Raw genomic sequence first — 11,674 nt, 5'->3', positions numbered from 1 at the left:
ACTTTCCTTTCGGAAGTTTTCTTCAAGGAAAGATCACATTATTTTTTATTTAAAAAGGAAAGGCAAAACAGGCAGTCTCCTTCTTGGCGGATGCTTCCATAATGCACATTGCAAATATGGAAGCCTTCCTGATAAAGCCTTGCAAGGTTGTCGTAGCCTTCACCAAATTTCGGTTGTTGTTTCTCGTCTTCCTTCTTTTCTGTTTCAGATAAACCTTCTTCACCAAAATCGTTTAATCGTTCACGCAAGTGATGGTTTTCAACTTCAAGACGGTGATTTTCTTCCATAAGGAACGCAAACTGTTCCTTCAATTCTCCAAGCTGGCGATACAAGCTGTCAATTTGCTCTTCCATTGAATTCACTTGCGAAAAGATTTCTTGTTTCTCCACTAACCATCCACCTCTTTTATCACGGTGCAACCGTCCATAGGGCCCAGTTTTAGAGAAATGGGGAAGTCTAAGCGGGAAAATATAACGGATGCTCATTTGCCGATAAATACCGCTTGATTGCGTGAGCAGCAAAAATCATTAGCATGTCGTTAGAAGAGAATACGCCTTCTCGTGTTTTAAGCTTTGTCAATCTCTTGTTTGCAATGAAACAATCTCTTCTTGAACGAGTTCTTCTAGCGTAAATTCTGTTACACGCTGCACTTCTTCCAATTCGACTAGGATGAGTCTTTCAAGAATGTTTAAGCCGACCACTTTCCCTTTTCCGTTCGGAGTTTCGACAACATGGCCAACATCCGGCATTTCCAGCTTTGCCTCTTCGTATTGATCGTTTTCATATTTTAAACAGCACATTAGCCTGCCGCATAAGCCGGAAATTTTCGTTGGATTAAGTGAAAGCTTTTGATCCTTTGCCATTTTGATCGAAACAGGTTCGAAATCCCCCAAAAACGTTGAACAGCAAAGCATGCGCCCACATGGGCCGATGCCTCCAAGCATTTTCGCTTCATCCCGTACACCAATTTGGCGAAGTTCTATCCTTGTCCGAAAAATAGCCGCTAAATCCTTAACCAATTCACGGAAATCCACCCTGCCGTCAGCCGTAAAGTAAAATACGATTTTATTACGATCAAACGTATACTCCGCATCAACGAGCTTCATCGGGAGATCGTGCTCAACGACCTTTTTTTCACACAGACTTAGGGCTTCTTTCGCTTGCTGGCTATTTTCTTTCACCATATCTTTGTCTTCAGATGTAGCTATACGGATGACTCGTTTTAGCGGAAGGACGATATCATTTTCCTCTACTTGCCGCTTTTCGATGACAGCTTTTCCTAATTCGACGCCTCTAGCCGTTTCGACAATAACAAATTCATTTTTCGGAATATCTAGTCCATTCGGGTCAAAATAATATACTTTACCCGCCTTTTTAAAGCGGACGCCGACAATATCATACAAAGTCACAATCTATATCACTCCTGTAGCTTAAGCACAGTTTGTTCAATCAATAATTGAGGATTCACATTGGCATTTAGGCGCTTTTTTGCTTCCAGGATAACTTCCATCTGCTTGATGACCTGCTGCTTCGTAAAGCGAAAATGAAATTGTTCAAGCTTCTCTCTTTCTTGAATAAATACCATTTCGTCTTCTTTACCTAATTTCAACTGCAACACATCCCGATGCCATAATAGAAGCAACTGAAGCCCTAGTTCCAATTGTTCCCTCTCTTTGAAGTGTGGAATCCATTTCTCGTGAATTGTAAGAAGAACCTGATAATGCCTTTCCAAGATTTCTTCCATCAATTGTATCACTAATTTTCGGGCTTGTGCAAACCACTCTTCTTCACATCGTGCTTTAGCCGACTCATAATCATTCGTAATCGCTGAAGCGAGATACGCAATTGATGTTGGAATGTTATATTCCTCAATAAGCATGCGGCGAATTTCGGCGCTTGGCAGTGGGTTAAATGTGATTGTCTGGCAGCGCGAGATAATTGTAGGGAGAAGTTGTTGGATCTGTTCAGTAAGTAAGAGCGCCGTTTCGTGTTCATTTGGTTCTTCTAAAAATTTAAGAAGGCTATTTGCGGCACTTTGTGTCATACGGTCAGCATGTTCTATAATGTATAATTTACGTTTTGACTCTGATCCCCGATATGAAAATTCTTTACGCAGCAAACGAATTTGTTCGATTTTTATGGAATGTCCTTCAGGCGAAAAAAAATGAACGTCAGGATGGTTTTTTGATGTGATCCTTTTGCAATCGCTGCATTCATTGCAAGGTTCAACGCCATCTAAAAAAGGGCAAAACAGTGTTTTTGCAAGCGTAACTGCGATGCCCATTTTTCCGGTTCCTTTACTGCCTTCAAATAAATAAGCATGTGAAAGGCGGTTTTTTTTCATGCTGTTTGTAAGCAATGCCGCTGCATATGGTTGTTTTCTTTTCCATTCTTTCCAGCTTGTCATGTTAAAACCTCTTACGTGTACAGGTTAATGAGCAACCCTTTAATTTCACCAATTTTTCCCATTAAGTCAATAGATTGTTTGTTTCTATCTAAAACGATCGTTGCTAAATTAAGAAGCTCCTCATCAATTTTTTCAACGAGTATGTGCGATTCCATTTTTCCAGAATGGCTGAACGTGCTTGAATGCTTCAGATTCATCCCGAAATGAACAGCTTCTTTTACGAAACGTTCGACGAGCTGCTTGTATTGGTGAAGCTCCTTAATCGTTTGAGAACGGGCGAGTTTTTCCCCTTGCTTTTCAATGTCGAATAACAGCCTTTTAAGCCTTTCTTTATGGGTTTTTTCATTTTCTTTCCTGAGCAGTACTTGAAAATCTTCTTTTCCTTCTTTTACATGACGTTGTTCTATCTTCGTTTTTTCAACAAGGGGGCGCATGTCTTGGCCAATTTTCATTTGTTCTTACTCCTTCTAAAATTGGTGAAAAGCTTCCACTGGCAAAACAAACACAGTCGCTCCACCCACTTCAACTTCTACCGGGTAAGGGGAATATGCATCTGCACTTCCGCCAAGGGGTGACATTGGTGCAACAAGCTGCTCCCTTGATTTGCAGTTATCTTTTATAATTTCAAGCAAACGGTCCAATTGTGTATCATCGGTCCCAATTAAAAACGTCGTGTTGCCAGCCCTTAAGAAACCTCCAGTCGATGCCAGCTTTGTTGCCCTGAAATTCTCTTTGATAAGTGCCTGTGACAACCTAACACTATCCTTATCCTGGATTACCGCCATAACAAGTTTCATTGCAATCCTCCCTTAAGCACTTACATTTTTAAATGCTTTCAAAGTCTTTTTTGATCAAAGAAAAAATAGCTTCTTCCGATTGGTGGCCATCGAGCAATAAGATACGGTCACGATGCTGCTTGTACAATTCCAAGAATCCGTAGCGAACTTGTTTGTGGTATTCGATTCCCTTTTGTTCAATGCGGTCAAGTGTTTCACCGCTGCGAGCAATCAGGCGTTTTTGGGCCTGTTCAGGTGAAATATCTAATAAATAGCTTCGATCAGGCGTAAGCCCGCCTGTCGCAAAGTCATTAATTTCAAGTATTTTCTGTACGCCTATTTCTAAACCATACCCTTGATAAGCAATCGAAGCATCGACAAACCGATCACAAAGGACGATCACCCCTTTTTCAAGCGCCGGAATAATCTTTTCCCTTACGTGCTGTGCACGTGAAGCAGCATAGAGAAGCACTTCCGTTTCTTTCATCATTTCCGTATGCCCAGGATGTAAAATGAGTGAACGAATCGCATCGCTTATTCTCGTGCCCCCTGGCTCCCTTGTTAAGAGAAATGGTTTTTCTTTTTCTTTCAAATAAGCTGCCAGTTTTTTGATTTGTGTTGTTTTTCCTGCTCCATCGGGTCCCTCAAATGTAATGAACCGACCATTTCCTTGCACTGCCCATTCCCCTTTTCATTTACCTCTTATAGAGGCCGTTCAAAAAGTTCAGGCCCCCTTTTTGAACACCCATTTAAAATGTATATATTTTTAGTTGTCCATCATTTAATAAGCTTCCGCCGTGAAACCGGGCCCCAGCATCGGCTAGCCGTTCAATTGCCATAAGATGCTCTTGCTTAATTTCCTCTCCCTTCAGAAGAAGAGGTATTCCTGGAGGATAGGGAATCACAGCTTCTGCGGCGACTTTCCCGATTGCTTTTCTTTGAGCAGTCCATTGGGGCAAAGCCTTAGCCATTGCTTTGTAATCCATCTTTAGTGTACTGAATGCCTGTGTGGGAATGATGGGCACCGCCTTTTTTAAGCGGGATGCTTGTTCGATTCCTTCCAATGCACAACTGATTAATCCGATTGTTTTTTCAATTTCCTGTAAAGGAGCAAACGGCATCACAAACAGGACATTCCATTCATCAGCCAGCTCCGTGTACACTCTTTTGTCTTCCAGCCGTTTTTGTAAATGAAATCCGCTGACATTCGTCTCACTTTGAATGACGATCTTTAAAGGATCTTGCTTATATTGACCGCATTCATTAAGCAATCGAATTCCTGGTATCTTACCAAGTTTTTCTCGAAAATCACGAATGTCCTTTATGATATGTTCTGTTTCTTCTTCCGATAATTGTGATAAATAATAACGTGCTAAATCAAGAGAAGCCATAATTGGATAAGATGGACTGCTGGACTGAAGCATTGCCAAAAATTTTTTTAGTTCTTTTCGTTTAGGAAAACATTTGTTGACGTGTAGATAAGAGCCCATTGTCATTGCCGGCAACGTTTTATGAGCAGATTGGACAACGACATCGGCGCCAAGCGCTAGCGCTGAAGTTGGAAACAGCGGGTGAATTCCTAGGTGCGCCCCGTGCGCCTCATCGACGAGAACGATCAACCCTTTAGCGTGTGCGAATTGGATAATTTCTTGTAAATCGACTGACATGCCGTAATAGTTTGGATTTGTTAAAATGATCGCTTTCGCATCTGGATACGCATAACATGCCTTTTTTACAACATCTATTGTAACACCTACCGCTATCTTTGCTTCACCGTCAACGAAAGGTGATAAAAAAACGGGATTGGCATTTGCAAGTTCCAAACCGTTCATAATCGATTTGTGGCTGTTTCTCTGTACGAGAACGGTTTCCCCTTCATGACATGAAGCGAGAATCATCGCGAGATTCCCAACTGTAGAACCACCGACAAGAAAATAGCTTTCTTCACACCCATACAGATTGGCTGTTAATTGCTGTGCTCTGCCAATTGCAGCTTCAGGTTCGTGAAGATCATCAAGTCCGTTCAATTCTGTAGCATCAATGGAGAGAAGAGATTTGTAAACTTTTTTGGCCCTCTCTGGAAAAAGGTTCCCATTTTTATGGCCCGGAACGTGAAATGAAAGCGGATTTTGGTCTCTCCAAGCAAGCAAAGCCTCAAATAACGGCGTTTCATTTTGGTCCATATAACAGTTTTTCCTTTATATCTTCGTTAAGTTTACCTATTATTCTACCATATTCCTCTACGTTTGTTACAGAAGAAAAAGTCAAAAAAACAGGCCTAAATCACCTGAAGCCTATTCTTTGTTTGTGATAAGGGCAGTCTTTAATTTTTCAAGCTGATGTAAATAAAACAGATACTTGGCATCATTCGTATCCGTTGAAACGACATTTCTCTCACATTCTTCACACATAAATTGATCGCTTATTGTTATGCCTGATGCTTGCTCTTTTTCACAAATGAAGCAAATATTTTGATGTGATTTTTTGTAAGCCAATCGCGCCATTTTTCCACCTCCAAAACAATGATGAGAATCAATTGTTTTTGGCTCCATTTTTCCCAACTGGAGGAAAAATATACATATAACTATCTTTATGTTTGCGATTAGCTATTTGTGTCTGTCTTAGGAAAAACGCCCTGTCGCGTTTTTTTTTAGAAGTGAGACTGCGAGCAAAGCGAGTTAGTGAGAGAAAGAACTCTGTGTGTGCTAACGATAAGCCTAACTTTTATAATAACAGCTGATCAATGGCTATAAGCGCAGCCACTCCGGGAATGCCAAGAAAACCGGAAACCGCTGCCGTTGCAATATTGATTGGGATATGAATATTTAACTGGACGCCGACAACATTTAGAAAAAATAAAAACAGGGCACCAATCATAATTTTTACAATGCCTAGACCAAGAAACCGCAAAGGTTTTATGGAAACTCCCATCAATAATAGTAAAATGATAAATCCGGCAAACAATGAAATGACAATCATGGATTCCACCTTCTTCCTCCTTTAAATAAACGTCATCAGCCTGTACATATATATATGAAAAAAGTTAAAAAAAAGAAGCCCCTCTTACGGCTTCATTGAAATCTTGCGTATCTTTGCTTCTTTTAACAAAAATAGATATTTTGATTCAGCAAGTTTTAATTCGTACAGAAGTTCATAAGGAGGTTCCACGCTTTTCTGAACAAGTTCTCTTTTTGTAAACCATTCCTCTTTCACTCTTTCAAGCGTCTCAATGAGATGTTCGTCATAGGTTTTCCGCAGTTTTTTCTTAAATAGCATCGTCTGCACCCTCTGCCTATAGCTCACGGCGCCCTTCAAGCGCCTTTGAGAGTGTGACTTCGTCTGCATACTCCAAATCTCCACCAACAGGGAGACCATGGGCAATTCGCGTAGTTTTTATTCCTACCGGTTTTACAAGCCTTGCAATATACATCGCGGTTGCTTCCCCTTCAATGTTTGGATCTGTCGCTAAAATTAACTCTTGGATCGTGTCATCACTTAGCCTTTTAAGCAGTTCAGGCACTTTAATATCTTCAGGCCCGATGCCATCAATCGGAGAAATGGCGCCATGAAGAACATGATACAATCCTTTATATTCTTTCATCTTTTCCATTGCCATGACATCTTTAGAATCTTGCACGACACAAATGACAGAGCGATCCCTGCTTGAGTCATCACAGATGTAGCAAGGATCGCGATCCGTTATATTTTGGCAAATGGAGCAATTTGTCAAATCCCGCTTTGCATTAACAAGTGCTTTCCCGAACTCAAACACGTCTTCTTCTTTCATTTCTAATACGAAAAATGCCAATCGGACAGCAGTTTTCGGCCCAATTCCCGGCAATTTCATAAAGCTGTCAATCAACTTGGCTATCGGTTCAGGATATCGCACATTACACTCTCCCAATCATTAAAAATCTAAAGCCTACAACTGCATCAAAATAGGCCTGGAATGTTCATTCCTTGTGTAAATTTCCCCATGCTTTTGTTTGCAAGTTCATCAGCTTTCTTTAGGGCGTCATTTGTGGCAGCCAGTACTAAATCTTGCAGCATATCAATATCTTCAGGATCAACGACCTCTTCTTTAATTTGCACGTCAAGGACCTCTTTATGGCCATTGACGATGACCGTCACCGCGCCGCCTCCAGCTGTCCCTTCAATTTTTTGCTCTTTCAATTCTTCCTGTGCTTTCATCATTTCTTTTTGCATTTTTTGCATTTGTTTCATCATGCCACCCATGTTGCCACCCATATTACCCATGCCTCGTTTCATTCACTTATTCCTCCCGTTTCTTTAATTTCTATAATTTCCTCGCCAAAAATCCGCTTCGCTTCGGCAATCAGCGGATCTTCCTCATGTTTACTGTTCTTCTTTCCTTCACTTTCTTCCTGCTGGTTCTGAACGAAAGACTCTTTTACTTTTTCCCAATCGCTGTCTATAATGGTGAGCATTGCCAACGGTTTATTAAGGATTTTACGGACCGATTGCTCTACTGTCGTCCGTATTTGGTCTTTGCTTGCCATTTGGCAATGCATTTCATAAGGAAAAGAAAGAAGAAAGGTATCGTCTGAACAGGCGACCGGCTGGCTGTCTTTCAACCATGCGTGGGCAGAAACTTTTTCCTGGCGAATCTCATTCATGATGTTTCCCCACATTTGCCGCAAATTGTTCAGCTCTTGTTTTGATGCTTTTTTTAACATCGCCTTTACAGGAGCGAACGGCTGCTTTCCTGAACTGGAAGAAGCTTGTTGTTTTGCGGGCTTATCTTTATTGGCCTCTTGAATTTGTCCAGATTCAACCGGCTGCTGTTGTTTAAGACGGTTCAATTCTGATTCCAGCTGTTCAATTTTGCCAAGCAGATTCGTATACATCTCGCTCTGTTCAGCGCTGCTGTCTTCCTGGCAAAGCTTAACGAAAGCCACCTCTAAAAAGATTCGCTTGCTATTGGTCCATTTCATTTCTTGCTGGCTGGCATTTAATGTATCGATGACTGAATAAATCCATTGTTTTGGACAATGCTGGGCAAGATTCCGAAAGCTCTCATCCTTTTCTCCCCGTTCACGGATTTCTTCAAGAGCAGGAGCAGTTTGAAACAAAAGCAAGTCACGAAAATAATAGATGAGATCCTCGATAAAACGCATCGGATCCTTCCCGTTTTCGATCAGTTCATCCACTGCTTCGAGTGCGCCCTCCGCGTCTTTATTTAAAAACGCACTGGCGATGCGCGACAAAAATGATTCAGATACCGTTCCGGTTACCGCCAAAACGTCTTGAACGGTAATCTTATCATCACTATACGAAATCACTTGATCGAGAATGCTTAGCGCATCCCGCATTCCGCCTTCCGCAGTGCGGGCAACGAGTGATAGTGCGTCGTTCTCTGCATCAAGCCCTTCTCTCTCCATAATGGTTTGCATGCGGCGAACCATCGCTTTATTCGGAATGCGCCGAAAATCAAACCTTTGGCATCTTGAAATAATCGTTGGGGGAACTTTATGGGGTTCGGTCGTCGCCAAAATAAAAATGGCATGGCCAGGAGGTTCTTCAAGCGTTTTCAGCAAAGCATTGAACGCACCTGTAGAAAGCATATGCACCTCATCGATAATATACACTTTGTTCACCGATTGGGCAGGCGCATATTTTACTTTTTCACGAAGATCGCGAATTTCATCGACCCCATTGTTTGAAGCTGCATCAATTTCAATGACGTCTGAATTTGAACCGTCCAGGATACTCCGGCAGGTGGAACATTCATTGCAAGGTTCCCTGACAGGAGCCTTTTCACAGTTTACCGCTTTGGCAACAATCTTTGCCGCTGTTGTTTTTCCTGTTCCGCGCGGTCCAGTAAAGAGGTATGCATGGGAAAATTTACCGGAAACAATCGCGTTTTGCAACGTTTTTGTCACGTGTTCCTGCCCGATTAAATCTTTAAACGTCCTCGGCCGCCAAACTCGGTAAAGCGCTTGATAGCTCATTCCCAATCCCCCTCGTCAATTCCTTCCTATTATACTGTTTTAACCGATATTTTACAAAAGAGAAAAGCAAAAATGATAAGAAAAGGTAAATAAAAAACCCACCCTTAAAAGAGTGAGTGAAATTACTTTTATATTATTAAGCTGCCGTGCACCTTCCATTGATAGAACCAGCCTAAGCGTTACTCAAGCAGTTAGCTCGATTCAGGCAACCCTGCGGCACACGAAAGTTCCCACTTACTGCTGCTTCCTTCCGGACCTGACAGGGTTCATGAGTTTCCGTTGCGCAGGACCCGAATGTCCACACCACTTACTTAAGTCAGGCCTTAAACTGGCTAAACCTCGGAAAGGAGTTCAGCCTCGCTATAGCGGATTGCGAGTACAGGGCACCGCTACCTCCCCGCCTAGCACGGCAAATTTGATAACAGGATTAAAATGTAACTGGCGGAGGCGAGAGGATTCGAACCCCCGCGGCGCGTGAACGCCCTAACTGATTTCGAGTCAGTCCCCTTCAGCCGGACTTGGGTACGCCTCCGTAGGGACAATATTAAATATAACATAAAAACAGAAAAAATTCAATTGGCACATTTCATCTCATCTGTCTTCTGCTTCCATTTTTTTCGTCTTTTTGCCTTCTCTTAATTTGCGGAAAAAATCACGCAGAAGTGTACTGCATTCCTCTGCCCTTACCCCAGTAACAACCTCTGAGCAGTGGTTAAATCTTTCTTCATTCAGTAAATTCATTAAGCTTCCTGCACAGCCGCCTTTCGGATCGTGTGCACCGAAAACGACACGATCCACTCTTGCCATCACAATCGCACCCGCACACATGACACAAGGCTCAAGTGTTACGTACAACGTGCAGTCTGTCAAACGCCAAGTGCCGAGCTTGCGGCATGCGGTGTCAATCGCAAGCATTTCAGCATGAGACGAGGCGCGCTGCTCAGTCTCCCGCAAATTGTAGCCAGCGCTTATGACTTCACCATCTTTAACGAGTACCGCACCAATCGGAACTTCGCCAATCTTCTCCGCTTTTTTTGCTTGTTCAATCGCCAGCCCCATCCAATACCCATCTTTATTTTTATCGATCATTCAGCCACCCCACACGCTTTTGTGCATTCCATTATACGCTTTTTTTCAATAAGAAAAAAGCTGCCCAACGCTTCAAACAGCTTCTTTGTCAAGGGGTTGCATTTTTTCCTTCATTCTCGGCCCCGGCCTTTGAATTCCGTCTTATACCCGTTTTCGAACAACAAAATTGTCCTGCACAAGCAGCCAATTCTGAGGAAAACTTCTACCAAGCACCCAATAGAAAAAGCCGCGAATGCCAAGCTCTTTCACTAAATTAAATTTCGCCTGGATGCTTCTCGCATCCTCAAACCATACTTCATGGCGTCGATTTTGTTCATCCGTATAAGTGAAAAATGGCGCTTGCGACTCTGTATCGTATTGAATGGCTGCATTGTACCTTGCAGCAAGTTCAATCGCTTGTTGTGGACTAATCGAACGTGCCCTTCTTCCCCCTGGCTCATAAGGCAGTGTCCAATCGTAGCCATACAAAGGAATTCCCATCATCACTTTATTTCTTGGTACGACAGAAAGTGCATATTCGAGCACACCGCGCACTTGATTAATCGGGGATACGGCCATCGGCGGGCCTCCCGACCATCCCCACTCGTATGTCATAAAGAAAATAAAATCGACAATCCTCCCGTGTGCAGGATAATCATGCCCTTCGTACAGCACACCTTGCTGCTCGCCACTCAGCTTCGGGGCAAGTGCTGTTGAAAGAAAAAAATTATGTTCTTTTACACGCCTACGTGCTTTTCGAAGAAATTGATTATACCGTTCCCGATTTTGTGAACCAACATATTCAATATCAAAATCTAAGCCAAGATAACCCTTTTCGATCATGATTCGTATTGCCTCATCGAGAATTTGATCTTGCAGATTTTCATCCGTAAAAAATGCGGTCGCCAGCTCTGTTGTAAACGTACCTTCTTCAAAATTTGTAACAACCATAAGCGGTACCGTGCGATGCGCATATGCTGCATTGATAAGCGGCTGGTCATTAGGTACAGGATCCAGCGTTCCGTCACGGTTAATCGAATACTGAAAGACAGTTAAAAATGTTAAATGTTCAGCAACTTGATCAATAACTTCCGTTGACTGCGCACCCGTTATTTTCGGATCGATATAGGCACTGACGTCGACGGCAGGACGGCTTTTCTGTGGAATATATAGCCTTAAGCCAACCGGGATATTTTGCGGATTAGAAATTTGATTGATACGGACAAGCTCTTCCAGAGAAACACCGTACCTTTCGCTAATTTGAGAAAGCGTTTCACCGCGTGTAACCCAGTGGTAGCTTCCCAAAATTGGAATAACGATCGTTTGTCCAACAACTAGCCGATCGGGATTTGGGATTTCGTTTGAGGAAACAAGTTCGTTTAAATTCACTCCATATGCCTGCGATATTCTCCAAAGCGTATCCCCTGGCTGTACTACATGAATTTGCATTT

At 42.4% G+C, this 11,674-nt stretch carries 15 protein-coding genes, 1 tRNA gene and 1 other RNA gene; all 17 read right to left on the bottom strand.

The window, feature by feature from the left end; all coding sequences use genetic code 11:
- Nucleotides 1-38: 38 nt before the first annotated feature.
- The 17 genes from yabA to DCC39_RS07535 all read right to left on the bottom strand — a co-directional run bounded on the left by yabA (nt 39) and on the right by DCC39_RS07535 (nt 11,672).
- Nucleotides 39-389, bottom strand: coding sequence for a DNA replication initiation control protein YabA (gene yabA, locus DCC39_RS07615; protein ID WP_116554298.1), 351 nt, complete (start codon nt 387-389; stop codon nt 39-41).
- Between the two features lie 186 nt (nt 390-575).
- Nucleotides 576-1,403, bottom strand: a complete 828-nt coding sequence (locus DCC39_RS07610) for a PSP1 domain-containing protein (RefSeq protein ID WP_116554344.1) — start codon at nt 1,401-1,403, stop codon at nt 576-578.
- A 14-nt stretch (nt 1,404-1,417) separates the two neighbouring features.
- On the bottom strand, nt 1,418-2,407 hold the full coding sequence (holB, locus tag DCC39_RS07605) for a DNA polymerase III subunit delta' (protein ID WP_116554297.1): 990 nt from the start codon (nt 2,405-2,407) through the stop codon (nt 1,418-1,420).
- Nucleotides 2,408-2,418: 11 nt separating this feature from the next.
- Nucleotides 2,419-2,859, bottom strand: coding sequence for a YaaR family protein (locus tag DCC39_RS07600; RefSeq protein ID WP_116554296.1), 441 nt, complete (start codon nt 2,857-2,859; stop codon nt 2,419-2,421).
- Between the two features lie 15 nt (nt 2,860-2,874).
- On the bottom strand, nt 2,875-3,204 hold the full coding sequence (locus tag DCC39_RS07595; RefSeq protein ID WP_116554295.1) for a cyclic-di-AMP receptor: 330 nt from the start codon (nt 3,202-3,204) through the stop codon (nt 2,875-2,877).
- Between the two features lie 28 nt (nt 3,205-3,232).
- Entirely contained in the window at nt 3,233-3,859 is a 627-nt protein-coding gene (gene tmk, locus DCC39_RS07590) for a dTMP kinase (protein WP_116554294.1), read from the bottom strand.
- A 73-nt stretch (nt 3,860-3,932) separates the two neighbouring features.
- The gene (locus DCC39_RS07585; RefSeq protein WP_116554293.1) at nt 3,933-5,366 is read right to left on the bottom strand and encodes an aminotransferase class I/II-fold pyridoxal phosphate-dependent enzyme; all 1,434 of its coding nucleotides are present in this window, start codon (nt 5,364-5,366) and stop codon (nt 3,933-3,935) included.
- 111 nt (nt 5,367-5,477) lie between these two features.
- On the bottom strand, nt 5,478-5,687 hold the full coding sequence (locus DCC39_RS07580) for a sigma factor G inhibitor Gin (RefSeq protein WP_116554292.1): 210 nt from the start codon (nt 5,685-5,687) through the stop codon (nt 5,478-5,480).
- Between the two features lie 220 nt (nt 5,688-5,907).
- The gene (locus tag DCC39_RS07575) at nt 5,908-6,162 is read right to left on the bottom strand and encodes a pro-sigmaK processing inhibitor BofA family protein (protein ID WP_338066545.1); all 255 of its coding nucleotides are present in this window, start codon (nt 6,160-6,162) and stop codon (nt 5,908-5,910) included.
- A gap of 84 nt (nt 6,163-6,246) precedes the next feature.
- On the bottom strand, nt 6,247-6,459 hold the full coding sequence (locus DCC39_RS07570; protein WP_116554290.1) for a YaaL family protein: 213 nt from the start codon (nt 6,457-6,459) through the stop codon (nt 6,247-6,249).
- A 16-nt stretch (nt 6,460-6,475) separates the two neighbouring features.
- Nucleotides 6,476-7,072, bottom strand: coding sequence for a recombination mediator RecR (gene recR / locus DCC39_RS07565; RefSeq protein ID WP_116554289.1), 597 nt, complete (start codon nt 7,070-7,072; stop codon nt 6,476-6,478).
- Between the two features lie 44 nt (nt 7,073-7,116).
- Nucleotides 7,117-7,440: a YbaB/EbfC family nucleoid-associated protein gene (locus tag DCC39_RS07560; protein ID WP_407071843.1), complete on the bottom strand. Its 324-nt coding sequence runs from the start codon at nt 7,438-7,440 to the stop codon at nt 7,117-7,119.
- 8 nt (nt 7,441-7,448) lie between these two features.
- Nucleotides 7,449-9,155, bottom strand: coding sequence for a DNA polymerase III subunit gamma/tau (gene dnaX / locus DCC39_RS07555; protein ID WP_116554287.1), 1,707 nt, complete (start codon nt 9,153-9,155; stop codon nt 7,449-7,451).
- A gap of 144 nt (nt 9,156-9,299) precedes the next feature.
- Nucleotides 9,300-9,565: signal recognition particle sRNA large type (ffs, locus tag DCC39_RS07550), an RNA gene on the bottom strand.
- A 29-nt stretch (nt 9,566-9,594) separates the two neighbouring features.
- Nucleotides 9,595-9,687, bottom strand: a tRNA-Ser gene (locus tag DCC39_RS07545).
- A 59-nt stretch (nt 9,688-9,746) separates the two neighbouring features.
- Complete coding sequence (tadA, locus tag DCC39_RS07540; protein WP_116554343.1) at nt 9,747-10,241, bottom strand: tRNA adenosine(34) deaminase TadA; 495 nt, start codon at nt 10,239-10,241, stop codon at nt 9,747-9,749.
- Nucleotides 10,242-10,385: 144 nt separating this feature from the next.
- Complete coding sequence (locus DCC39_RS07535) at nt 10,386-11,672, bottom strand: glycoside hydrolase family 18 protein (RefSeq protein WP_116554286.1); 1,287 nt, start codon at nt 11,670-11,672, stop codon at nt 10,386-10,388.
- Between the last annotated feature and the right edge of the window lie 2 nt (nt 11,673-11,674).

The sequence above is a fragment of the Pueribacillus theae genome (assembly GCF_003097615.1).
In the GTDB taxonomy this organism is placed as follows: domain Bacteria; phylum Bacillota; class Bacilli; order Bacillales; family UBA6769; genus Pueribacillus; species Pueribacillus theae.
Note: the sequence above shows the minus strand (reverse complement) of the source record. Positions and strands in the feature narration are given on the sequence as shown.

Bases quoted from the DNA above. Each gene is read 5' to 3' on its own strand.
- holB (WP_116554297.1), bottom strand. From the start codon at position 2,407: ATGACAAGCTGGAAAGAATGGAAAAGAAAACAACCATATGCAGCGGCA.
- DCC39_RS07580 (WP_116554292.1), bottom strand. From the start codon at position 5,687: ATGGCGCGATTGGCTTACAAAAAATCACATCAAAATATTTGCTTCATT.
- DCC39_RS07585 (WP_116554293.1), bottom strand. From the start codon at position 5,366: ATGGACCAAAATGAAACGCCGTTATTTGAGGCTTTGCTTGCTTGGAGA.
- DCC39_RS07535 (WP_116554286.1), bottom strand. From the start codon at position 11,672: ATGCAAATTCATGTAGTACAGCCAGGGGATACGCTTTGGAGAATATCG.
- DCC39_RS07560 (WP_407071843.1), bottom strand. From the start codon at position 7,440: ATGGGTAATATGGGTGGCAACATGGGTGGCATGATGAAACAAATGCAA.
- DCC39_RS07575 (WP_338066545.1), bottom strand. From the start codon at position 6,162: ATGATTGTCATTTCATTGTTTGCCGGATTTATCATTTTACTATTATTG.
- DCC39_RS07595 (WP_116554295.1), bottom strand. From the start codon at position 3,204: ATGAAACTTGTTATGGCGGTAATCCAGGATAAGGATAGTGTTAGGTTG.
- DCC39_RS07600 (WP_116554296.1), bottom strand. From the start codon at position 2,859: ATGAAAATTGGCCAAGACATGCGCCCCCTTGTTGAAAAAACGAAGATA.
- DCC39_RS07570 (WP_116554290.1), bottom strand. From the start codon at position 6,459: ATGCTATTTAAGAAAAAACTGCGGAAAACCTATGACGAACATCTCATT.
- dnaX (WP_116554287.1), bottom strand. From the start codon at position 9,155: ATGAGCTATCAAGCGCTTTACCGAGTTTGGCGGCCGAGGACGTTTAAA.